This is a genomic window from Streptomyces sp. NPDC059255 (genome assembly GCF_042752355.1).
Taxonomy (GTDB): Bacteria; Actinomycetota; Actinomycetes; order Streptomycetales; family Streptomycetaceae; genus Streptomyces.
This window is the reverse complement of the sequence record NZ_JBHYZP010000028.1, coordinates 108,946-131,830: the sequence shown is the minus strand read 5'-3', so window position 1 is coordinate 131,830 and position 22,885 is coordinate 108,946. Positions and strand designations below refer to the sequence as shown.

The 22,885-nt window shown below is 71.5% G+C and carries 20 protein-coding genes; 10 read left to right on the top strand and 10 right to left on the bottom strand.

Features of this window, described 5'->3' with window-relative positions; genetic code table 11:
• Nucleotides 1-337 precede the first annotated feature (337 nt).
• The 8 genes from ACFXKG_RS28290 to ACFXKG_RS28255 form a co-directional block, all read right to left on the bottom strand.
• Complete coding sequence (locus ACFXKG_RS28290; RefSeq protein WP_384844900.1) at nucleotides 338-1,846, bottom strand: Ig-like domain-containing protein; 1,509 nt, start codon at nucleotides 1,844-1,846, stop codon at nucleotides 338-340.
• A gap of 179 nt (nucleotides 1,847-2,025) precedes the next feature.
• A complete protein-coding gene (locus ACFXKG_RS28285) occupies nucleotides 2,026-3,030 on the bottom strand; it encodes a hypothetical protein (RefSeq protein WP_384844897.1) in 1,005 nt (334 codons plus the stop codon).
• A 340-nt stretch (nucleotides 3,031-3,370) separates the two neighbouring features.
• Nucleotides 3,371-5,953 carry a hypothetical protein gene (locus ACFXKG_RS28280; RefSeq protein ID WP_384844894.1) on the bottom strand — a complete coding sequence of 861 codons (2,583 nt, stop codon included), beginning with the start codon at nucleotides 5,951-5,953 and terminating at the stop codon, nucleotides 3,371-3,373.
• Complete coding sequence (locus tag ACFXKG_RS28275) at nucleotides 5,950-7,725, bottom strand: phosphate ABC transporter substrate-binding protein PstS (RefSeq protein WP_384844891.1); 1,776 nt, start codon at nucleotides 7,723-7,725, stop codon at nucleotides 5,950-5,952. The genes ACFXKG_RS28280 and ACFXKG_RS28275 overlap by 4 nt, the downstream gene beginning before the upstream one ends.
• Complete coding sequence (gene pstA / locus ACFXKG_RS28270; protein WP_384844888.1) at nucleotides 7,722-9,032, bottom strand: phosphate ABC transporter permease PstA; 1,311 nt, start codon at nucleotides 9,030-9,032, stop codon at nucleotides 7,722-7,724. The genes ACFXKG_RS28275 and pstA overlap by 4 nt, the downstream gene beginning before the upstream one ends.
• 120 nt (nucleotides 9,033-9,152) lie before the next feature.
• A complete protein-coding gene (pstC, locus tag ACFXKG_RS28265) occupies nucleotides 9,153-10,205 on the bottom strand; it encodes a phosphate ABC transporter permease subunit PstC (RefSeq protein ID WP_384844885.1) in 1,053 nt (350 codons plus the stop codon).
• A 174-nt stretch (nucleotides 10,206-10,379) separates the two neighbouring features.
• Nucleotides 10,380-10,649: a hypothetical protein gene (locus ACFXKG_RS28260; RefSeq protein WP_384844882.1), complete on the bottom strand. Its 270-nt coding sequence runs from the start codon at nucleotides 10,647-10,649 to the stop codon at nucleotides 10,380-10,382.
• A 373-nt stretch (nucleotides 10,650-11,022) separates the two neighbouring features.
• Nucleotides 11,023-11,820, bottom strand: a complete 798-nt coding sequence (locus ACFXKG_RS28255) for a PH domain-containing protein (protein ID WP_384844879.1) — start codon at nucleotides 11,818-11,820, stop codon at nucleotides 11,023-11,025.
• Between the two features lie 137 nt (nucleotides 11,821-11,957).
• On the opposite strand from ACFXKG_RS28255, the gene deoC reads away from it, so the two are divergent.
• The 4 genes from deoC (at nucleotide 11,958) to ACFXKG_RS28235 (ending at nucleotide 15,646) form a co-directional block, all read left to right on the top strand.
• Nucleotides 11,958-12,905, top strand: coding sequence for a deoxyribose-phosphate aldolase (gene deoC / locus ACFXKG_RS28250; protein WP_384844926.1), 948 nt, complete (start codon nucleotides 11,958-11,960; stop codon nucleotides 12,903-12,905).
• 7 nt (nucleotides 12,906-12,912) lie between these two features.
• Nucleotides 12,913-14,367 (top strand): aldehyde dehydrogenase family protein, encoded by a 1,455-nt coding sequence (locus tag ACFXKG_RS28245; RefSeq protein ID WP_384844876.1) that lies wholly within the window; start codon nucleotides 12,913-12,915, stop codon nucleotides 14,365-14,367.
• On the top strand, nucleotides 14,360-15,286 hold the full coding sequence (locus tag ACFXKG_RS28240) for an aldehyde dehydrogenase family protein (protein WP_384844873.1): 927 nt from the start codon (nucleotides 14,360-14,362) through the stop codon (nucleotides 15,284-15,286). The genes ACFXKG_RS28245 and ACFXKG_RS28240 overlap by 8 nt, the downstream gene beginning before the upstream one ends.
• 105 nt (nucleotides 15,287-15,391) lie before the next feature.
• Nucleotides 15,392-15,646: a type II toxin-antitoxin system Phd/YefM family antitoxin gene (locus ACFXKG_RS28235; protein WP_384844870.1), complete on the top strand. Its 255-nt coding sequence runs from the start codon at nucleotides 15,392-15,394 to the stop codon at nucleotides 15,644-15,646.
• A 254-nt stretch (nucleotides 15,647-15,900) separates the two neighbouring features.
• On the opposite strand, the gene ACFXKG_RS28230 is transcribed toward ACFXKG_RS28235, so the two are convergent.
• Nucleotides 15,901-16,323 (bottom strand): hypothetical protein, encoded by a 423-nt coding sequence (locus ACFXKG_RS28230; protein ID WP_384844867.1) that lies wholly within the window; start codon nucleotides 16,321-16,323, stop codon nucleotides 15,901-15,903.
• 198 nt (nucleotides 16,324-16,521) lie between these two features.
• Between ACFXKG_RS28230 and ACFXKG_RS28225 the strand changes: the two genes are divergently transcribed.
• Nucleotides 16,522-17,223: an ATP-binding protein gene (locus tag ACFXKG_RS28225; RefSeq protein WP_384844864.1), complete on the top strand. Its 702-nt coding sequence runs from the start codon at nucleotides 16,522-16,524 to the stop codon at nucleotides 17,221-17,223.
• Between the two features lie 286 nt (nucleotides 17,224-17,509).
• Here the strand turns inward: ACFXKG_RS28225 and ACFXKG_RS28220 are convergent, their stop codons facing one another.
• A complete protein-coding gene (locus ACFXKG_RS28220) occupies nucleotides 17,510-18,271 on the bottom strand; it encodes a SigE family RNA polymerase sigma factor (RefSeq protein ID WP_365807712.1) in 762 nt (253 codons plus the stop codon).
• A gap of 159 nt (nucleotides 18,272-18,430) precedes the next feature.
• Between ACFXKG_RS28220 and afsQ1 the strand changes: the two genes are divergently transcribed.
• The 5 genes from afsQ1 to ACFXKG_RS28195 all read left to right on the top strand — a co-directional run bounded on the left by afsQ1 (nucleotide 18,431) and on the right by ACFXKG_RS28195 (nucleotide 22,742).
• Nucleotides 18,431-19,108 (top strand): two-component system response regulator AfsQ1, encoded by a 678-nt coding sequence (gene afsQ1, locus ACFXKG_RS28215; protein ID WP_173476453.1) that lies wholly within the window; start codon nucleotides 18,431-18,433, stop codon nucleotides 19,106-19,108.
• Nucleotides 19,105-20,847: an ATP-binding protein gene (locus ACFXKG_RS28210; RefSeq protein WP_384844860.1), complete on the top strand. Its 1,743-nt coding sequence runs from the start codon at nucleotides 19,105-19,107 to the stop codon at nucleotides 20,845-20,847. Before afsQ1 ends, ACFXKG_RS28210 begins: the two co-directional genes overlap by 4 nt.
• Complete coding sequence (locus ACFXKG_RS28205) at nucleotides 20,844-21,644, top strand: hypothetical protein (protein ID WP_384844857.1); 801 nt, start codon at nucleotides 20,844-20,846, stop codon at nucleotides 21,642-21,644. Before ACFXKG_RS28210 ends, ACFXKG_RS28205 begins: the two co-directional genes overlap by 4 nt.
• A gap of 147 nt (nucleotides 21,645-21,791) precedes the next feature.
• Entirely contained in the window at nucleotides 21,792-22,442 is a 651-nt protein-coding gene (locus tag ACFXKG_RS28200; protein ID WP_384844923.1) for a VanZ family protein, read from the top strand.
• Between the two features lie 93 nt (nucleotides 22,443-22,535).
• Nucleotides 22,536-22,742 carry a PspC domain-containing protein gene (locus ACFXKG_RS28195; protein ID WP_384844854.1) on the top strand — a complete coding sequence of 69 codons (207 nt, stop codon included), beginning with the start codon at nucleotides 22,536-22,538 and terminating at the stop codon, nucleotides 22,740-22,742.
• Nucleotides 22,743-22,885 lie beyond the last annotated feature (143 nt).

The window sequence follows — 22,885 nt, the reverse complement described above, 5'->3', positions numbered from 1 at the left end:
GGCGCGGCCCCTCCCCCCCCCGCCCCCCGCCCTCCGGCCCCCGCGGGCCGGCGCGGGCGCCGCCGCCCGCCCCCCCCCCGCGGGATCCGGGGAAGCGGGACGCCCTGGAGCGGGAGGGGACGCGGGGGCGGGGGGCTGCGAGGTCAGAACGGCCACGGTGGCGGCGCTCCTCACGGTCGGGGGCGGACGGGGACAGGTGGCGTGGTGGCAGGGGACAGACGGGGGACAGTCCGGGCCGGTAGTGATCGGCTCCGGCAGAGGGGGACGGACCGAACAGGCCCGGCGGCCCCGGGGGCAGACGTAGCGCCTGCCCCCGGTGGCCCCGTGGCGCGCCGGGTCAGTCGCCCGCCACGCCCGAGGGCTCGGCGAAGGTGAGCAGCCCCTTGCGACGTGCGGCGACCACCACGGCCGCACCGGCGCTGCACAGCGCCAAGGCGCCCAGGCCCAGGGCGGCGATCCCGGTGCCGGTCGAGGCGAGGGAGCCGTTGCCGGAACCGCTGGAGCCTCCCGTGCCGCCCGAGGTTCCGGCGGTGTCGCCGCCGGTGCCCGAGCCACCGCTCGTCGTCGTACCGGCGTCCGTGCCCTCGCTGTCACTGGGTTCGGGGCTCGGGCTGCCCGCGTCGCCCGTGGTGAAGGCGAACTCGACGCTGTGGCCCGGCTCCGCGTCACCGGCGTCCTCGCCGTCCGCGCCCGCCTCGGCGAGTGTCAGCACGTGGTCGCCGTCCGCGATCGGGTCAGGGACGGTGAACGGGTAGTCCCGCACCGTGCCGTCCGCGTCCGCGGCGGCGTCCTCGAAGACGGCCTCGCTGTCGGCGAGGGTCACCTTCACCGGCGCGTCCTCGGCGAAGCCGCGGGCGGTGATCGTCACCTTCTGTCCGGCTTCCAGGTTTGGGGTGGCGCCCAGCGGGTTGCCCTCCGCGTCGACGACTTCGAGGTCGGCGGGGCCGGTCGGGTCGCCCGTCGGGTCGCCCGTGGGATCGCCCGTGGGATCGCCCGTGGGCGGCTCGGAGCCGGAGGGGCTCGGGGAGCCCGGGGGGCCGCCGGGCTGGTCGACCGTGTAGGCGTCGACGGTCGCGGTCGACGCGGCGTAGCTGTCCGGATCGGCCGGGGTGAACTGGGCCCTGAGGTTCTGCACGCCCGCGGTGAGCGCCGATGTCGTGAACACGGCCGTGCCGTTCACGACGGGCTTCTTGGCCAACTCGACGGGTTCGCTCCCCACCCGCTCCGTGGTCAGCGTGATCTCACCGGCCGCCTCCGCCGGGGTCATCGTCGCCGTGACGGTCACCTCGCTGCCCTGCGCCGGGTGGTTCTCCGGGGATACCGCGAGCGACACGCTCGTGGCCCGCGCCTGGGCGAGGGCCCAGGTGTTGCCCGTGATCTCGATGTTGGTGCTGAAGAAGTTCGCGGGCAGATTGGGGTCGAGGAAGTTGACGCACTGGAGCCGCAGTTCGTACGTGCCGTCGTAGGGCCCGTCGCCGTACCAGCCGGTGAGCGCGTCGAAGAAGGTGAGGCCGAAGCTCTCGGGTAGGTCGGCGGCCACGGGCGCGGCGTCGTAGGGCCCCGCCGACGCCTCGCCCAGCTTGGCGGGTGTGCCCTCCGTCGGGTGCAGCGCGAAGAGCCGCACCACGTCCGCCTGTCCCTGCGGGCAGGCCGCGTCCGTGGTCACGCTCGGGATCAAGGGGTTGTCATGGATGCTGCCGGAGGTCCGCCCGAGCGTCAGGTCTCCGAGCCGGCCGGCCGCGCTCGCGGTGGCCGCGGCGCCGAGTACGGCGGCTGCCGCGCCCATGAGCAGGGCGCAGCACATCAGCAGCGCCGGAAGGGTTCTCGCTCGCGCGAGGCGTGTCATGGTCTGGTCCCCCAGGGGGTGTTGGTGTCGGTCCGGGTGCCCGCTCCGGGTCCGGGGTCGGATTCGGGTCCGGGGTCGGATTCGGGTCCGGTGGCGAGTCAGGCCGTCACGGGATACGCCGCGGGGCCGGGCACCTGGTGGGTGCCCGGCCGTGGTGCGGTGGGAAGGAAGGGTGGTGATCAGCGCTCACCCTTGAGGGTCGTGGCGCCGCAGGCGGTGCCCAGCGTGCCGAAGCCGAACGTCTGGATACGGGCCGCCTGGTTGCAGACGAGGGAGGTGCTGCCGGAGAAGGCGCTGATGAGGTCGGCGTCGGGAGTGGCGCCACCGGTCAGCTTGGCGGTCGGGACGACGTTGTAGACGTCACGGTTGTAGGGGAAGGCGACGTTGAGCGTGCCGTTGGCGTTGCGCGGCGCGACACCCTCCACCTTGCCGAGCACCGTGACGCCGTGCCGGTCCGTCACCACACCACCGGTCTGGGCGATGTACTGGGCGATGGAGTACGGGGCGATGTCGCCGGCGGTGTCCAGCGCGGTGCCGTCGTGCTCCTGGACGGTGCCGTTGACGCAGGAACCGATCTGGGCCTCGGTGACCCCGATCTTCTCCAGGAAGAAGGTGCGGGTGCCGGAGCCCGCCTGCGGCAGCAGCGGCGTCAGGGCCACGCCGTTGTGCGTGGTCTTGGCGCAGGTGTAGATGTCGCGCAGTTCGGTGGTGGACAGGTTCAGGTTGTTGTTGAGCGCACTGTCCGAGCGGACGGCGACGGTCACCGCGTCCTTGGCGAACGGAATCCAGGTGAGCGCCTGGGTCGTGGTGTTCACCGGGCCACGGGAGGAACGGGCGAAGTCGATGCAGCCGGTGCTGTTGAGGACCGCGTTGCGCAGCGCGTCGATCCCGGCCGAGGAGCCGTTGGGCCGGTTGATCACACAGCCGGAGGCGCGGGTCTGAATGGTGGCCGTGCCCGTCGCGTTGTACGACGCGATGAGCTGGTTGTCCGGGGTGCCGTTCGGGTCGAGGATGGCAGAGCCGAGGCTGTTGCCGATGTCCTGCGTGGTGTCGGAACCCACGCCGACGAGCTGACGGTACTCACCGGTCGCCGGGTCGGCGGAGGCGGCGGGGGCCAGGAAACCCACGGCGAGGGCGGCGGCACCGACAACGGCGCCCAGACGGGCACGCGACTTGACGTTCACTGGTTCTCCTCCGTGTATACGGATTTCAAATGAATGGAAAGTCAAGGGAAATTCGGATTCATTCATTTCCGTCAACCTTCCGGTCGACGTGCTGAACATTTCCGCATACCACCTCGCCGTGACCACCAACTCGATCGGATCAAAAGGTTACGAAGTCATTTCCTAGGAGCCTCCTAGGGAATTCACCGAGGGCCGCAGAGAATGACCGAAGGGCGGTGCGCCCATCACCCGTCTCCCACTTGTCGCCGCGCACCCTGCCGCTTCTCACCGGCCCCCTGTCGCCGGTCTCTCCTCATCCGGTTTTACTCACCCGTCTTTTTCTCCTGCCGGCCGCCGTCCGTCACCCGGAACCGCCTGTCCCCGCCCGCCGTACGGAGAACCGCAGCAGTACGGGACCGGCCAGGGCGGCCGCTCCGCCGACGGCCAGGACTGCCAGCAGCACCCAGCGGACGACGCCCAGTACCTCGTTGGGGGTCAGTCCGCCGGAGGAGGCGAGATTGCTCTTCGCCGGACCGGAGACGGACTCGGACACCGAGGGGCCGGGACTGGCAGAGCCGTCGGGGCCGGCCGCGCCGCCTTCGGTGCCCGCTCCCCCGGTCGCGTCGGCTCCCCCGGAGCCGGAACCCGACCCGGAGCCGGCACCCGATCCGCCGTCGCCGGAGCCCCCGATGGTGTCGCCGCCGGTCACGCCGCCCTCGGTCCCGCCTGCCGCCGCGGCGCCGGCCGCCTGTCCGCCGTCGGCCGGTGTATCCGGCGGGGGAACGCCCGGCTTGCCGCGTACCAGCTGTTCGGCGGCGGCGACGGCACGGTCCCGCAGCGCGCCGGGCAGTGGCGCGTACCCGGGCGGCAGCTCACCCGGGGCCAGCCCCTGGGTCTGCCCGGCGCCGGCGGCGTAACGGATCAGCCGCGCGTAGTCCTGACGGGCAGCCAGGGGCTGGTCCAGCGGGGCGACGGCGTAGACGACCGCCGTCAGCGGATACGCCCCGTTCTTCGCCGTGGCCGGAACCGGTGCCTTGACTCCGGCCACGGACGAGTCCGGCATCCGCTCGACCGCCTTCAGCAGGGACGCGGTGTCCGGCTTCACGTACACGCCGTCGGCGTTGGGCAGCGCCGCGATGCCGAGCCGGTAGCGGGAGGCGGACGCCATGTCGACGAGGCCGTACGCCTGGCGGGTGCCCGGAATGGCGGCCGACGTCACGAGCTTGACGCCCAGCGGGGAGCTGGTGTCCTCGGCCGCGGTGAAGGTCGCGCCGGTGGCGCCGCGCCGCACCCGCTGGGCTCCGTTGTGCATGTCATTGGCGTAGGGCGACTTCTCCAGCTGACCGTACGAGATCTTCTTCGTGCCCTGGAAGACGATCTCGGTCTCGGTCGGGTCGGCCTTGGGGAAGTCGAGAGGGGCGTTCTTGTCCAGGCCCAGTTCCCGGTAGAACGGGTTCACCTTCATTCCCCACGGGTCCGGCTTTCCCTTGAGGAATTCCCGGGCGTCGGTGTCCGACTGAAGGTAACGCCAGACCAGGGTGTTCACATCCGAATTACCGGCCTGCAGCAGTATTCCCCCGGGGTTGAGCTGGGGCGCCGTGGGGCGGTCGAGGGCTGGATTCAGCTTTCTGAATTCAGGGTCGACGACAATGGATTGCGCATTGCCCCGCACATGCTCGGGAACCGGACTCTGGAAGGTGATCTGGCGAATGTCGAAGGGATAGGAACCGGTCAGCAGCTTGGCGAGCAGTCGCGGGTTGAGCTTGAGATCGCGTATCTGCCCGACCGACGCCGACTCGTCCTCCCAGAAGAAGCCCACGGTGAGGGCGCTGACGGCCACCGGCGCGTGCACCACGTCCGTCCCGCCCGTCACCGGCGCCACCGTGATGCCCAGGCCCGGCGAGGTAGCGGTGGGCTGTTCGATCAGTCTGCGCGCATAGTCCTCACCGGCCTGGCTGAAGGTGAACCGCGCGTCGGCGCCCGCGCACAGCTCGGTCTGCCAGGACGTCATGGCGTCGGTCAGCAGCTCGGAGCCGATGACGCGGCGCTCGGCCTTGTCCGCCGCGCAGGTGTTGCCCACCGGTCCGAACTCCAGCGGGAAGACCAGCCGCTGGTCCCAGTTGGACTGGCTCAGGGGCGAGGTGTGCACCCCGCTCCCCGGGTTGGCGGAGCCGTCGGGATCGTGTTCGCCCCGGGGTACGACGACCAGCCAGCAGCGCCGCGGCTCCAGTTGCCCGGCCGCCACGTCGACCGCGCCGCACCCCAGGTAGGGCGCCTCGACCGCCGTCTTCACCTCGAAGACCGCCTCGCCGGTGCCGTCGGTCCGCGTCTTCAGCCAGGGCTGGGCGTTCGTGTCGTTGTCGCTGAAGTACGTCGAGTCGGAGGTCGAGTCGGTCGGGTCGCCGCTCACGGGCCGGAACGGTACGAACGGGTTGGCCCCCTCGGGGGCGTCGGCGTACTCCTTCTCCAGGGGATCGAGCCCCTTGGGCAGGGTGCGCTGACTCGTGAAGTGGGTGCCCGCGTTGTTCGCCCCGAACTCGCACTGCTCCCGGTCGGGCCCGTCGGCTCCGTCGCCCCAGCACTGCATGACCTGGAGGAAGTTCTTGATGTCCGTCGTGGCGGGCGCCGCACGGCCCGTCCAGGACACCTCGACCCCCTGCGAACGCAGGTTCCGCGTCTGATGGACGGTGACCTTCAGGTCGGAGAAGTCGTCGTAACGCCCCTTCCTTCCGCTCAGCGTCATCGCGGAGTCCTCGGCCTCCGCCGCGTGTGCCTGCCCCGTGCCGGTCACCGGGGGCAGCGGGAGGAGCGCCAGCACCAGCGCCGCGAGGAGCGCCCCGAGACCGGCCACCGTGCGCCGGGCCGATGCGGCCCCGGGCCCGCCCACGGGCCCCGCCTGCGGCCCGGACCGGGCCGCCCCCGTGCGGACATGACGGGTTCTCATACCGATCCCTCCCCGCGGCGGGCCCGTGCGGCCAGCGCGCGTACCGTGAGCGGCGGGCCGACGACCACGCCGAGCAGCAGCAGCGCGGAGAGCCCCATCAGCGCACCACGCAGGCCGGTCGCCTCGCCCGAGGCGAGGGTGTTCGGGTTCGCCACCACCATGGAGCCGTCTCCGCCGGTGCCCGCGGCCGTGCCGTCGCCGCTGATCAGCTCCCCGGTGTCGGGGTCGACGGCTCCCCCGGTGCCGGAGCCCGCGGTGGCTCCGGCGGAGCCGCCGGCCCCGGCGGAGGCCGTTCCCGTAGCCCCGCCGGCTCCGGTCGCGCCACCGGCTCCCGCCACTCCCGCGGAGGATCCGCCGCTGCCCGCCGAGGAGCCGCCGGAGCCGCCGGAAGCGGCCGATCCGCCGGAGGCCGTCGAGCCGCCGGAAGCGGTGTTGCCGCCCGAGGCCCCCGGGCTCACGGGGGTGTTCTGCCCCTTGGCCCCCGCGGTGCCGTCCGAGCACTGCTGCGTGCCCCGCTTGTCGCACGCCTTCGGGTACGGGGCGTTCTTGGCGAGAGTGTTGGTCCCGTCCGAGGAGAAGGTGGGGTTGCGGCACTTGTTGATGTTGATGCTGCCGGTGGGGGCGCCCGGGATGCGCCGCACCTGTTCGAAGCCCGCCTGGACCAGGTTCTTCGGCAGCGGCGAGTACCCGAGTTCCTCGGCGATCTGCTGCCCGTCGCAGAGGAAGTAGTTGGTGAAGGTGCCCAACGAGAGGCCCTTCTCCTTGGTCATCGGGTTCTGCTCACCGTCCAGCGACGTCGGAACGATCATGTAGCTGTAGCTGGAGAGCGGATAGGACCTGCGGTCGCCGGAGCGGTAGACGCCGTCCAGGATCTGGGTCAGATAGTTGGTGGACCCCTTGTCCGGGTTGATCCTCGCGTCGAGCAGGCCCACGGCGACGCTGGAGGCGGTCGGCTCCACGTAGTACCCGGACCTGTTGAGCATCTTGGCGACCGGGAAGCCGGTCGAGATGGCGTACGAGTACTCGACGTAGGTTATGGCGCCCTCGGCCTGGTTCTGCTTCACATAGCCGGAGACACCCAGCGAACCGGACTTCGCGATCGTCGACGTGCCGGGCACCACCGGGAAGTACGAGGTCAGCCCGCACGGCGTGGAACGTCCGGCGCGCGCGCAGTAGTCGTTCCAGACCGCCCCGTGCTCCTTCGCCATCCACGTGGTGAACTGCGCCGTCGTGCCGGAGCCGTCGGAGCGTACGACGGGCACGATCCGGCGGGCGGGCAGGGTGAGCCCCGGGTTGTCCGCCCTGACCTCCGGCGCGTTCCACATGGTGATCTTCGAAGTGAAGATCCCGGCGAGGACCTCACCGGAGAGCCTGAGGTTGGTGACCTTCTTGCCGCCGATCTTCAGGTTGTACATGAAGGCCGTGCCACCGGCCACGATCGGCATGTAGGCATAACCGCGCCGGGGCGGGGTGTCGGTGACACCGCCTTCCTTGAGCCCGTACGGGATCTCGGAGACGCCGAAGTCGACCGAGCCGTTCCTGAACTGCTCACGGCCGTTGGACGAACCGGTCGCCGCGAAGTTGACGGTCATCCCGAAGTTGGAGGCGACATTGCGGCGCCACTGGTCCAGTGCGTTGGAGCTCCAGGTGGAGCCCGCGCCGTTGATCTTCGGATAGGTCACCGCCCAGGCGGGCAGCGGGCCGGTGGCAAGCAGCGCACACAACAGCGCGGCCAGCCCCATGGCCAGTCGCGAGAGGGTCGCGGGTCTCACGGGGTACTCCTGTCGGACTCTGCGGCGGGTACGGAGGGGGTGGCGCGAGTGGGGGTGGGGGCGGGGTCGGGGGTGCGGCTCCGCGCGGCGAAACGCTCGGCGTCGCGGTGGGACGCGACGACCCGGCGGTGGGTCTGGCGGCGCGTCAACTGCCCGGGGGCGCGCCCGCCGATGACTCGGGCGAGGATGAACAGCAGAAGCACCAGCGCCATCAGGGTCGCCGCGGTGCCGAACCCGCGGGCGATCATGGCGGGTTCCGGTGACTTGACGAATTCGAAGGTGGCGAGCGGCAGCGAGACCTGTGGTCCGCCGAACGCGTCGGCGTTCATCTCCGCGGTGAAACCCGCGGTGAGCAGCACCGGAGAGGTCTCGCCGACCCCGCGCGCCGTGCCGAGGATCACCGCCGTGGTCAGGCCGGAGCGCGCGGTGGGGAGCACGACATGCCAGGCGGTGCGCCAGCGCGAGGTGCCCAACGCGTACGACGCCTCGCGCAGCGACCCCGGCACCAGCCTGATCACCACGTCGGCGGCCCTGATGATGATCGGCAGCATCATGACGGCCAGGGCGAGGGCGGCGGCGAACCCCGATTTCCCGATGCCCAGGGCGAGGATCGCGGTGGCGTAGATGAACAGGCCCGCCACGATGGACGGCAGCGCCGTCATCGCCTCGACGATGGTCCGGACGAACCGCGCGAAGCGGCCCGGCACCTCGTTGAGGAAGACCGCGCAGACCAGCCCCGCCGGTACGGTCAGGGCCAGGGCGATCGTGATCTGCTCCAGCGTGCCGACGATGGCGTGCAGGATGCCGCCCGCGCTCAGCGGGTCGAGCGGGCCCGCGAGCGTCATGTCCTCGGTGAAGAAGTTCAGATGGGGCAGTGCCTTGCGGCCCTCCCAGAGCGTGTAGACGACCACGAAGGCCAGCGCCACGACCATGATCAGGCCCATGGTGCGCACGACGACGCCGGCCACCCGGTCCACGACGGTCGGCCGGTCCTCGTCCAGGGAGACCAGCAGCGCGTACAGCGCGAGGAAGAGTACGTACGCGACGCACACGAAGCCGACCGCGCCGTTGAACGGCAGCAGCCATCCGAAGAGGAGAGCGGTCAGGCTGACGGCCGCCGCGCCCGAGCCCACCAGCGCGTAGGTGTCCGTGGCGCGACCGGCGGCCGTGGAGCGCCGCTGCTCACCGACCGGGTCCGTGGGCCGCGACGCGCGCGCGACGGCGGGCAGAACGGTACGCGGCGGCCCGCCGGCGGGCGGCGGTGGCGGCAACGCCTGCTGCGGTGGCGTCGTGGGTACGAGGGTCATGACGGGCGGATTCCCTTGGAAGCGGCGGGAGTTCGGATCGGAACGCTCGGGTTCCGTCGGTGGCGTCGCGGGGGCGGCCGGGGCTCCCGTACCGCCCCGGCGCGGGTGCGAGATCACGCGCTAGGCGTCGCTGGCCGCGCCGGAGCGGCTGCGGGCGACGATCGACGAGGCGGCGAAATTGACGATGAGGGTCATCACGAAGAGTGCGAGACCGGCCGCCATGAGCGCGGACATCCCGAACGGGCTGGCCTCCCCGTACCGCAACGCGATCAGTGAGGACACCGAGCTGGTACCGCTCTGGAGCACGTGCCACTGAACCTGGAAGACCGGAGAGATGATCAGGTAGACGGCGATGGTCTCGCCCAGGGCGCGGCCGAGGCCGAGCATGGTGCCGCCGATCATGCCGCCCTTGCCGAACGGCAGGACAACGCTGTGGATCATTCCCCAGCGGGTGGCGCCGAGCGCGTACGCGCCCTCGCGTTCACCGGCCGGCGCCTGCGCGAAGACCTCGCGCATCACCGAGCAGATGATCGGCGCGACCATCAGGGCCACCACGATGCCCGCGATCAGGGTCGAGGAGGTGTAGACGGTCTCGGTGGCGAGCGGGTCCCTGGGGTCGATGCCGACGACCCGGAAGGGCGGGAACCACCCGAGATAGGTGGCGAGCCAGCGCGCGGTGGGCAGTACCGCGCCCTCGAAGAAGAAGAGTCCCCACAGTCCGTAGACGACACTCGGCACCGCCGCCATCAGATCGACGACGCTGATCAGGGTCCGGCGGATCCGGAGGGGCGCGTACTCGGAGATGTAGAGCGCGCCGCCCACCGCCAGCGGTATCGCGACGACGATCGCGACCAGGGCGATCAGTACGGTGCCGACGATCACGGCGGCGATGCCGAAGCGTCCGGCGTCCGGTTCCCATGCCTCGGTGGTCAGGAACGACCACCCGGACCGCTCCAGCGCCTGCCACGCCCGGTACAGCAGGAATCCTCCGACCAGCAGCATCACCGCGAGTACGAGGGCGCCTCCGCCCCGGGCCACCCCCCGGAAGATCCGGTCGGGCAGCCCGGGGTCGGCATGCAACGGGCGCGGCCCGTACTCGGCCGGTGACACGTACTCGGCCGGCGCTCCGCCGACGGCGAGACCGTCGGCTCGCTCCCCTGTTCGTTTCAGCACACCGCTGACGCTCACGGTGTGCGGTTGACACGCCTGCACCTCTATGTGAACAAGGGGATCCCTACAGGCAACTTCCGGTGACGCGGGCGTGACCGTGTCGTGTGAAAGCCCGCGTGCACCGGCTCACACCACCCGGAACCCGCCACTCGGCCGCGGCTGCTCGGCCGCCGCGTCTCAGCCACCGCTCCAGGGCACCTCGCCACCCTCCCCCAGATCCCGCAGCAGCTTGCGGAACCGGGCGTACGCCGCGCGGCACGTCGCGTACCGCTCGTAGGAGCGGGCGGACACGATCGCCCGCTGACCGCTCTCGTCCCGGACGATCCATATCCAGCCGTTGACATCCGCCGTGTGCTGCACCCCGCCCGCGAGTTCCGCATGCTTGACACACATCTCCTCGAACGCGGCACGACACCGCCCGTACGAGGCGTAAGCGGTTGCGGACACGGCTACCACCCGCCCGTTCTGAGCGACGACACGCCAGGTGTAACGGCCGTCGACATCGATGTCGGTCTGACAGCGGACTCCGCCGGCGCTCTGTAATCTCTCACCCTCGTCTGCCGGTTCCATGGCCCCCACCCCACCCCTGCCGCTCATCTTTGTCGGACCGCTGGTGCGGCCTCCGAAAGCGGCAGATGCAACCTATTGAGGCGACCGCGACGCGAGGGATTCAAGCGGCGGTCCGGCTCCATGATTCACCAGGAAGTTGCCCCTTGGTCACCTCTTGCTCGCCAGGTCCAGGAGCCGGGGGGGAAGGCCGTCCGGCGGGGAAACCGTGTTCTGCCCCGTCAGCCCGTCAGCCCGTCAGCCCGTCAGCCCGTCAGCCCGTCAGGAGCAGTACCAGCAGGACGACGAACCCCGCCGCCGCCGGGGCGATGACCTCGTAGGCCCAGCGGACCACCGGGTCGCCCTGGGCGGTGGCACGGGAGGCGGAGCGCTCCGCCAGGTCCCGGAGGTCGGCGGTGGTGCGGTCCGCCGTGGCCATTCTGGCCTGGGAGTCCGTGACGTCGGCGTGGACCGAGGTCCGGCCGTGCGGATCGTCGCCCGCCCTGCGGGTCTGCTGACGGGCGACGCGCTTGCGCTGGCGGAGGGAGACCGGGACCGCCCAGAGCTGGAACTTTCCGCTGTCCCGCGTGAACGCCTCGCACGAGTACGAGGCCCGTATGTCCGTGACCGCCCCCCACGGGAGGACGATCGTCCGGAACGGGTTCCTGATCCGGAGCCGGTCCGCGCCCGCGAAGACCGCCGGGCGCAGGCTGAACGCGACGATCAGGGGTACGGCGCAGAGCATCCCGGCGAGCGCCAGCCACGGGGTGCGGCCCGTGCCCCGCACGAGCGCGTCGACGCCGATCCACAGGACGATCGCGAGCAGCAGGCCACCGCCCACGATCCCGCCCCCCGACCGGAAGACCCGGTCGGCGTAGCCGGGCTCGGCGGGCTCAGGGCCGGCCGCCGCACCGGACCCGGACCCGGACCCGGACTCGGCGCCCGACGTGGACCCGGTGCCCGGCGCGGGCTCGGCGCCGGGGCCGGACGCGGAGGCGGACCCGGACTCGGCGCCGGGGCCGGGGCCGGGGCCGGACGCGGAGGAGTCGTGGTCGGGGGCGGGGCTCGTCATACCTCCGATTCTGCCGTACGCCTCCGACAGCGCGGCGGCCGTCCCCGCGCGGGTCACAGCTCGGGAACGGCCCGCTCCGAGAACCTCACACCCCCTGTACAGGTCGCTACGCGCGTAGATATGCTCATCTGGTGACCATGCCCACCATCACCCCCGCATTCGCTGACGTGACCGCGTCCGACAGCACACTGCGCCGCTTCCTCCACGGGCTGCCCGGCGTCGACGCCGTCGGCCTGGAGGCCCGCGCCGCGGCGCTCGGCACGCGTTCGATCAAGACCACGGCCAAGGCGTACGCCATCGATCTGGCGATCTCCATGATCGACCTGACGACGCTCGAAGGCGCGGACACCCCGGGCAAGGTCCGGGCGCTCGCCGCCAAGGCCGTTCGGCCCGATCCGACCGACCGTACGACCCCCGCGACGGCCGCCGTCTGCGTCTACCCGGACATGGCCGAGACCGCGGTCGCCGCGCTCGCCGGCTCCGGGGTGAAGGTCGCTTCCGTCGCCACCGCCTTCCCGGCCGGCCGCGCCGCGCTCGGCGTGAAGCTCGCCGACACGCGCGACGCCGTGGCCGCGGGCGCCGACGAGATCGACATGGTCATCGATCGCGGCGCGTTCCTCGCGGGGCACTTCCTGAAGGTGTACGAGGAGATCCGCGCCGTCAAGGAGGCGGCGGGCGCCGCCCGGCTCAAGGTGATCTTCGAGACCGGCGAGCTGTCCACGTACGACAACATCCGCCGCGCCTCCTGGCTCGGCATGCTCGCGGGCGCGGACTTCATCAAGACGTCGACCGGCAAGGTCGGGGTCAACGCCACCCCCGCCAACACCCTCCTGATGCTGGAGGCCGTACGGGACTTCCGCGCGCAGACCGGCACGCAGGTCGGGGTGAAGCCCGCGGGCGGCATCCGCTCCACGAAGGACGCGGTCAAGTTCCTGGTGCTGGTCAACGAGACCGTGGGCGCGGACTGGCTGGACAACCACTGGTTCCGCTTCGGCGCTTCCAGCCTGCTGAACGACCTGCTGATGCAGCGTCAGAAGCTCAGCACCGGCCGGTACTCCGGCCCCGATTACGTCACGGTGGACTGAGGCAGAGATGGCATCACAGAGCACACCCGAGAACCCGTTCACGTACGCGCCCGCCCCCGAGTCCCGCTCGGTCGTCGACATCGCGCCCTCCTACGGGCTCTTCATCGACGGCGAGTTCGGCGAGGCGGCCGACGGCAAGGTCTTCAAGACCGTCAGCCCGTCCACCGAGGAGGTCCTCTCCGAGGTCGCCCAGGCCGGTGCCGACGACGTCGACCGGGCCGTGAAGGCCGCCCGCAAGGCGTTCGAGAAGTGGTCCGCCCTGCCCGGCGCCGAGCGCGCCAAGTACCTCTTCCGTATCGCGCGGATCATCCAGGAGCGCTCGCGCGAACTGGCCGTGCTGGAAACCCTCGACAACGGCAAGCCGATCAAGGAGACCCGCGACGCGGACCTCCCGCTGGTCGCCGCGCACTTCTTCTACTACGCGGGCTGGGCCGACAAGCTCGACCACGCCGGCTACGGCGCCGACCCGCGCCCGCTCGGGGTCGCCGGGCAGGTCATCCCCTGGAACTTCCCGCTCCTCATGCTCGCGTGGAAGATCGCCCCGGCGCTCGCCACCGGCAACACGGTGGTGCTGAAGCCCGCCGAGACAACCCCGCTCTCCGCGCTCTTCTTCGCGGACATCTGCCGCCAGGCGGGGCTCCCCAAGGGCGTCGTCAACATCGTCACCGGTGACGGCACGACGGGCGCGGCGCTCGTCGGGCACCCGGGCATCGACAAGGTCGCGTTCACCGGTTCGACCGCCGTCGGCAAGGCCATCGCCCGCGAGATCGCCGGTACGGGGAAGCGGGCCACGCTCGAACTGGGCGGCAAGGGCGCGAACATCGTCTTCGACGACGCCCCGGTCGACCAGGCCGTCGAGGGCATCGTCACGGGCATCTTCTTCAACCAGGGGCAGGTCTGCTGCGCGGGCTCGCGGCTGCTCGTCCAGGAGTCCGTCCACGACGAGGTGCTGGACGCGCTGAAGCGCCGGCTGTCCACCCTGCGCGTGGGCGACCCGCTGGACAAGAACACCGATCTCGGCGCGATCAACTCCGCCGAGCAGCTCGCCCGGATCCGGGCGCTGGCCGAGACGGGCGAGGCGGAGGGCGCGGAGCGCTGGTCGCCCGCGTGCGAACTGCCGTCCGCCGGCTACTGGTTCGCGCCGACGCTCTTCACCAACGTCACGCAGGCGCACACGATCGCGCGGGACGAGATCTTCGGCCCGGTGCTGTCGGTGCTGACGTTCCGTACGCCCGACGAGGCCGTGGCCAAGGCCAACAACACGCAGTACGGCCTGTCGGCGGGCATCTGGACGGAGAAGGGCTCGCGGATCCTCGCGGTCGCGAACAAGCTCCGGGCGGGTGTCGTCTGGGCCAACACGTTCAACAAGTTCGACCCGACCTCGCCGTTCGGCGGCTACAAGGAGTCGGGTTACGGCCGCGAGGGCGGTCGCCACGGCCTGGAGGCGTACCTCGATGTCTAAGGAATCCACCGGCGCCGGCACCGGCCGTCTGAGCGTCTTCAAGACCTACAAGCTGTACGTAGGGGGCAAGTTCCCCCGGAGCGAGAGCGGTCGGGTGTACGAAGTGACCGACACAAAGGGCGCCTGGCTGGCCAACGCCCCGCTGTCCTCCCGCAAGGACGCCCGGGACGCGGTCGTCGCGGCCCGCAAGGCGTTCGGCGGCTGGTCGGGCGCGACGGCGTACAACCGGGGCCAGGTCCTCTACCGCGTCGCCGAGATGCTGGAGGGCCGCCGGGAGCAGTTCGTACGGGAGGTGGCGGAGGCCGAGGGCCTGTCGAAGCCGAAGGCGGCGGCCGTGGTGGACGCGGCGGTCGACCGCTGGGTCTGGTACGCGGGGTGGACGGACAAGATCGCCCAGATCGCGGGCGGGGCGAACCCGGTCGCGGGGCCGTTCTTCAACCTCTCCACGCCCGAGCCGAGCGGTGTCGTCGCGGTCCTGGCTCCGCGCGAGTCGTCGTTCCTGGGGCTGGTCTCGGTGATCGCACCGGTCATCGCGACGGGCAACACGGCGGTCGTCGTGGCGAGCGAGACGTCCCCGCTGCCCGCGCTCTCGCTGGGCGAGGTGCTGGCCACGTCCGACGTGCCGGGCGGGGTGGTCAACATCCTCTCGGGCCGCACGGCGGAGATCGCGGCGCCGCTCGCCGCGCACCAGGACGTCAACGGGATCGACCTGACCGGCGCGGACGAGGCGCTCGCCAAGGAGCTGGAGATCGCCGCGGCGGACAACCTCAAGCGCGTACGACGCCCCGGCGCCACGGAACCCACAGACACAGCAGCCTGGACGGCCGCCCCGGGCACGCACCGCCTGACGGCCTTCCTGGAGACGAAGACGGTCTGGCACCCGACGGGCAGCCTGGGCGCGTCGGGCTCGGCGTACTGAATCGGCGTACCGAATCGTCAACGCGGAAGCCCTGTTCTCCCTCGTTTGAGTGGAAACAGGGCTTCCTTAATGCACAGAATTTGGCAGAGTCGTACTCTTCTGCACATGACTGACAGCTACGCCATGACTGAGGCTCGTGCCAACTTGGGCACGCTGGTGCGCCGGGCGGCTCACTCTCGCGAACGGATCGCCATCACAGACCACGGACACGTCGCGGCCATACTGATCAACCCGCAGGATCTCGCGGATCTGGAGGACTCGCTCGCCCTGGCCGAGTACCGGTTGGAGAAGGAGCGCGGGACGCTGAAGCCAGGCATCCCGCACGCCGAAGTCCGACAGATGCTGGGGCTGGACAAGTGACCTACGAGATCATCTGGGAGCCGCGTGCGACGAACGCGGCTCTCCGCTTCCTCAAGGACGACCCGGTCGGGCTCTCCGCCATGTACGAGGCTGTGGATTCGCTCGCGGCAGACCCATACCCGAGCGGCTCATTCGCGTACGGATCGGCCGATGAACGACGCTTACACATCGGCAACTACCGAGTCCTGTAAGTGATCGACGAGGGAGTCATCCGAATCCTTGTCACCCATCTCGGCCGCACTCCCTGACATCGCTCACTTCGGCAGCAGCCCCACCACCTGGCCCACCAGGGGCATGTCCTTGAGCGCTCCGCTTCCCTTGGTCAGCGGGTCGGTGAGCGCGGCCGTGGAGACCGGCTTGAAGTCGGCCACCTGGGTGCCCAGCGCGTTGTCCAGCGGGTCCACGCCCGTGCCGGCCAGGGGGTTGAGCTTGAGGTTCGTGACCGGGTTCAGGGCGCCCGCCGCCGCGTAGCCGAGCGCGCCGGTGAGGGCCTGGCCCGCCGCCTGCCCCGATTCGGCGAGCTGCGTCTCCGTGTCGGACGAGGAGGTGGGCGCGGGCGCCGGGGCCGCGTGGGCCGCCGCGCCGCCCAGGCCGAGGGCCGCGCCCGCCACCGAGAGGGTCAGGCCGGCCCGCAGCAGGGTGCGGCGCCGGGCGGGAGGAAGTGCGTGACGTGCCATGGGATGTCCTGCCTGGCCGGGGCGTTCAAGCCGGGTCGATGATGACGAGCAATGTGAACGGTTCGAGTGACCGAACGGGCACTCAGCGTAGTCGAGATGAGGGGCGTGATGCCAATAACCCGCCAAATCGACCGCCGGAACTCGCCTGATCGCCCCCAGGGGTTCACCGCGCGGACGGATGCCGCACACTGGTGTCCCGTGAGCTCTCCCACCCTTCCGACCCGAGTCGTGCTGCTCGCGGGGCCGTCCGGCTCCGGAAAGTCGTCTCTCGCCGCCCGTACGGGGCTGCCCGTACTGCGCCTCGACGACTTCTACAAGGAGGGCGGCGACCCGACGCTGCCCCTGGTGCCCGGCAGCGCGGACATCGACTGGGACTCCGTACGGTCCTGGGACGCGGACGCGGCGGTCGCGGCGATCGTCGAGCTGTGCCGTACGGGCCGTACGACCGTTCCCGTCTACTCCATCGCGACGAGTTCGCGGGTGGACGCGGAGGCACTGGACGTCGGGGGCGCCCCGCTCTTCCTCGCGGAGGGCATCTTCGCTGCGGACATCGTGGCGCGCTGCCGGGAGTTGGGGGTCATGGCCGACGCGCTCTGTCTGCGGGGCCGTCCCTCGACGACGTTCCGGCGGCGGCTCGCGCGCGATCTGCGCGAGGGGCGGAAGTCGGTGCCGTTCCTGCTGCGGCGCGGCTGGCGGCTGATGCGTGCCGAGCGCGCGATCGTCGGCCGGCAGGCGGCGCTGGGCGCGCATCCGTGCGACAAGAGGGAGGCGCTGGGCCGGATCGCCGCCTCGGCCGCCGGGGAGCGCCTCACGTCGCGTCTCACGCCACGCGGCGAACGGGACACCGGGCGCGCGGCGGAGTCCACCTCCGCGGCGGGCCGTACCGGCAATCCCACCTGACGCACCGGCGCGGAAGCGGGACCGCACGCACACGGGGCCGCACGCACACGAAAGCGGGGCCGTACCGGCCCCCCAGCCCGTACGGTCCCGCTTCCTTTTTCGTGCTCCCCCGGAGCGCCGCAGTTCCCCCGCGGCTTTTACGCTCCCCCCATATCCCCCGTATCCCCCGTGATTTCCCCTTGTTTTCCCGGGTTCTCCCCCCGAATCCCCCGGATTTCCCCCTTGCTACCGCCGTCTCCCCCGAAACGACGGTCCCCCCGTATCCCCCGTGCTCCCCCCACTGCCCTCAGGCGACCAGTTCGCCGAAGGACTCTTCCTCGTCACGGCCGAAGCTGAGGACCTCGTCCTCACGCAGCCGGCGGAGCGACCGCCAGATGCTCGACTTCACCGTGCCGACACTGATGTCGAGGATGTCCGCGATCTCCGGATCGGTGCGGCCCTCGTAGTAGCGCAGGACGAGCATCGTCCGCTGGAGTTCGGGCAGCCGGGCGAGCGCCTGCCAGAGCACGGCGCGCAGCTCCGTGCCGCGCATCGCGTCCGTGTCGCCCGCCGTCTCCGGCAGCTCCTCCGTCGGGTACTCGTTGAGCTTGCGCCTGCGCCAGGCGCTGATGTGCAGATTGGTCATGGTGCGGCGGAGGTAGCCCCCGACCGCCGCCTTGTCGCTGATCCTGTCCCAGGCCCGGTACGTGGAGAACAGCGCGCTCTGCAGCAGGTCTTCGGCCTCGAACCGGTCCCCGGTCAGGTGGTAGGCCGTCGCGTACAGGGAGGCGCGGCGCTCCTGGACGTAGGCGGTGAACGCCGCTTCGGCGTCCCCCGTCCCCGCCGGAACCTTCCGCTCCCCCGTGGCCCCCGTGGCCTCCCTGTACGCGACTCCTCCGCTGCCCGCCTGGGGCGCGTCAACCACCGTCATGTACGACGGCTTGTGCTGACGCCCGGCGCCGCGAACGCACCCCCGCCCGTTCACGGCGCCGGACTTCTCGTTGCTCCTGCTGACGTCGTGAAGACGCGTGACCACTGCGCTTGAGGTCGTTCCGTGCAGTGCGTTCATCCCGCGCCCCCCGTCGGTTGGAGTCTGCTTCGTTCCGTGTGGCAATGAGCTTGCCGGGGCAGTTTCATGGACCTGTCCGCCGACTGTCACAGCCGTGTCACAGGGGCCTGTGGCACGCAACGGTCGAACTCCGGTCCCCCATGGGACAGAATGACCTCCGTGCCTTTTCTGCTGCTGATCGAGGACGACGACGCCATCCGCACGGCCCTCGAACTCTCCCTGTCACGTCAGGGCCACCGGGTGGCCACTGCGGCGACGGGTGAGGACGGCCTGAAACTGCTCCGCGAGCAGCGGCCGGATCTGATCGTGCTGGACGTGATGCTGCCCGGGATCGACGGATTCGAGGTCTGCCGCCGCATCCGCCGTACCGACCAGTTGCCGATCATCCTGCTGACCGCCCGCAGCGACGACATCGACGTGGTGGTCGGGCTGGAGTCGGGCGCGGACGACTACGTGGTGAAACCGGTGCAGGGCCGGGTGCTGGACGCCCGGATCCGCGCGGTGCTGCGGCGCGGCGAGCGGGAGTCCACGGACTCCGCGACGTTCGGCAGCCTGGTGATCGACCGTTCCGCGATGACCGTCACCAAGAACGGCGAGGACCTTCAGCTCACGCCGACCGAACTGCGGCTGCTGCTGGAGCTGAGCCGGCGGCCCGGTCAGGCGCTGTCGCGGCAGCAGTTGCTGCGGCTGGTGTGGGAGCACGACTATCTCGGGGACTCGCGGCTGGTGGACGCGTGCGTGCAGCGGCTGCGCGCGAAGGTGGAGGACGTACCGTCCTCGCCGACGCTGATCCGTACGGTGCGCGGGGTGGGCTACAGGCTGGACGCGCCTTCGTGAGTGACGTATGCAGGGGGGACGGCCCGCCGGACGCCGGCCCGCCGCCGAAGAACAGCGCCACCGGCGAGGACGGTCCCGCGCGTGCGGAAGAGCCGCGTGCGGAAGCCGGGTGTGCGGACCGGAACTGCGCGGACCAGCCCGTCGACCCGTACGTCCCACCGCGTCGCGGCGCCGAGGACGGTAAGGGCGGCGGCGCCGGCGGCAAGGACGGCCGGGCCAGGAAGGCGTTCCTCGCCGGGCTCCGGTGGACCAGTCTGCGGCTGCGGCTCGTCATCGTCTTCGGTGCCGTCGCGCTGACCGCGGCCGTCTCCGCGTCGGGGATCGCGTACTGGCTCAACCGCCAGGCCGTGCTGACCCGTACCCAGGACTCGGCGCTCAACGACTTCCAGCAGGAGATGCAGAGCCGCGCCGCCGAACTGCCGCTGTGGCCGCGGCAGAGCGATCTGCAGAACACCGCCGAGCGCATGGCGGGCGACAACGCCGGTTACAGCGTGGTGCTGATCGCCGCGCGGGACAAGGGGAAGCCGATCGTCGGCGCCTCCGACCCCGACATGTTCACCATGGACGACGTGCCGAAGTCGCTCCGGGACGCGGTGAACGACCGGCAGAAGGTCACGGCGTCCAACAAGTACCCGTACCACGTGTTCTGGCAGCGCACCGAGCGCGGCGGCACGCCGTATCTGGTGGGGGGCACCCGGATCATCGGCGGGGGGCCCACCGGTTATCTGTTCAAGTCCCTCGACCAGGAACGGGCGGATCTCAACTCGCTGGCCTGGTCGCTGGGGATCGCCACGACGCTCGCGCTGATCGGCTCGGCGCTGCTCGCGCAGGCCGCGGCGACGACCGTGCTCAAGCCGGTGCAGCGGCTCGGTGAGGCGGCGCGGCAGCTGGGCGAGGGCAAGTTCGGGACGCGGCTGCGGGTGTCGGGGTCGGACGAACTGGCGGATCTGTCGCGTACGTTCAACAACGCCGCGGAGTCCCTGCAGAAGAAGGTCGCGGACATGAGCGCGCGGGAGGAGTCGAGCCGCCGCTTCGTCGCCGACATGTCGCACGAGCTGCGTACCCCGCTCACCGCGCTCACCGCCGTCACCGAGGTCCTGGAGGAGGAGGCCGACAGCCTCGACCCGATGATCGCGCCCGCGGTGACGCTCGTGGTGAGCGAGACGCGGCGGCTCAATGTGCTGGTCGAGAACCTGATGGAGGTCACCCGCTTCGACGCGGGTACGGCCCGTCTGGTCCTGGACGACGTCGACGTGGCCGACCAGGTCACGGCGTGCATCGACGCGCGCGCCTGGCTGGACGCGGTGGAACTGGACGCCGCGCGCGGCGTCGTGGCCCGGCTCGACCCGCGCCGGCTCGACGTGATCCTGGCGAATCTGATCGGCAACGCGCTCAAGCACGGCGGCTCGCCGGTACGGGTGGCGGTGCGGACCGTGATCGACGAGCTGGTGATCTCGGTACGGGACCACGGCCCCGGGATCCCCGAGGACGTACTGCCGCATGTCTTCGACCGCTTCTACAAGGCGAGCGCCTCCCGGCCGCGTTCGGAGGGCAGCGGGCTCGGGCTGTCGATCGCGATGGAGAACGCGCACATCCACGGCGGGGACATCACGGCGGTGAACGTGCCGGACGGCGGTGCGATGTTCGTGCTGCGGCTGCCGCGCGACGGCGCGCCGGGACCGGACAGCGGCCCCCGGGGCGGGGACACGGAGCCGGGAGAGGCGGACGAAAGACCGTGAGGCGCTGGAGCAGGACCGGCCACGGCGGGACCGGACAGGACAGGGCCGGACAGGACGGGGCCGAACAGGGCGGGGCGGGGCACGGCGGGGCGGGGCACGGCGGGACCGGTCCGATAGCCGTCCGTACGTGGCTGCCCGTACAGGTACGGCCGGTGCCCCTACGGGTGCGGCCGGCCGCGCGGGCACCGCTCGCCGTCCGTACCGCCGGGCGCCTCGCCGGTGTCGTGGCGCTCGCCGCGCTCGCCGCCGGCTGCGGGATCAGGACCACCTCCGTGCCGGTGGACGCCGGGCCCGCGCCGTCGCGGATGCCGTGCGAGATCGCCGGGAAGGACGTCATCACCCAGTCGGAGTCCGGGGTTCCGGTCCGCGTCTATCTGGTGTGCGCCTCCGGCCTCGCGTCGGTCGAGCGCGCGGCCGGGATCCCGGCGGGCGGATCGGCCGGCGACCGGCTGGGGGCCGCGCAGGCGCTGCTGGACGAGTTGCAGGCGGAGCCGTCCACCGCCGAGCGCGAGGCGGGGTTCACCACCTCCGTACGGGGACCGCTGGTCGTCTCGGCCGCGCACGCCGGCGACCCGGCCGGGGCGCTGCGGCTCAGCCGCCAGCCGGAGGACCTGCCGGCGGCGGCGCTCGCCCAGATCGTCTGCACGTTCGCGGAGGGCGTGGCCACGGACGGCCGGGTCGCCCTCGGCGGTCCCGGCAGCTACGCGACGCGTACGTACGGCTGCGACCAGGACACCAAGCGCCACCCGGACGCCGACCTGCCGACCCTGGCCCCGAGCACGGGGGCCGCCCCCTGAACCCACGGACCGCGCCGCCGTGGCCGGTGGGTGATGCCGGTCTCATGTGCGCGTTGCTCCCGCACATCCGGAACCGATGTCCCGGCGTACTGCGTCTTTGAGGGCGTGCGTCAAGGTCCGGGCGGCAACGCCGTCTTCCGCTTCCGTATGGCGGGGCTCGTTCTCCTCCTCATACATCTGTCGCTGGTGGGGTGGGTGACGCTCCGCCCCCTCGACGTCATGTGGGTGAACGCGGCCAATCTGACGCCGTTCGCCGGGATCAGGGCCGATCTGGCCCTCGGTCCTCCGGAGGCGGCCCGCCGGATCGGTGAGGGGCTGCTGCTGCTCGCCCCGGTCGGGGTGCTGCTGCCCGTGGTGGACGGCCGGATCGCCGTCTCCTTCTGGGCTTCCCTGACCCGTACGGTCACGGCGGGGGCGCTGCTCTCCCTCGGGATCGAGATGGCGCAGACCGTGGTGCCGGGACGCGTCGTCGACGTGGATTCCCTGCTGCTCAACACGGCCGGGGTGGCGCTCGCGCATCTCCTGGTGGTGCCCGCCGGCCGGGCCAGGCTCCGCCGCGAACAGCAGGCACGGCGGGAGCGGCGGGACGGGCAGGAGGGACGCGGCGGACAGGACCGGCGGGAGAACCTCTTCCGTACGGTACGCCGCGGACCGACGAGGCCCCGTACCGCCGGGCGGAAGGCCACCGGCGCCGAGTCGTCCCTGCGGGGGACGACGGCCCGCGCGGAGACCGTCACGCGGGATGAGACCCCTCAGGGGGCTACCCCGACGATTCCCAGGGTCGGGATCGCCCCGTAGAGCGACGTTTCATCCCTTCCGGCGGAGCACCATGGAGTCATCGGGAGCACGGACAGGAAGCGCTCCCCCGATGGTCTCGTGAAGGAGCCCACCATGGCCGGTCTGGTCCGCCCCCGCGAGGGACGCATGCTCGGCGGGGTGTGCGCGGCGCTGGCACGGCGCTTCGGCACCTCCGCCAACACGATGCGGGTCATATTCCTGATCTCGTGCCTGCTGCCCGGCCCCCAGTTCCTGCTGTACCTGGCGCTCTGGGTACTGCTGCCGGGCGAGAAGTCGGTCTCGGCCTCCACGGCCTGGTAGGCCGACCGCAGCCCGCCGCCCCGGGGCCCTGGCGGGGTGGCCGGGGGCGGGGGCCCGCGGAGCCGTGCGTGCGTCCGTAACGCCGTAGATGCCGGTACGGGCGCACGCACACGCGACAGTGGGGGCCGGGGTCCCCGCGACCG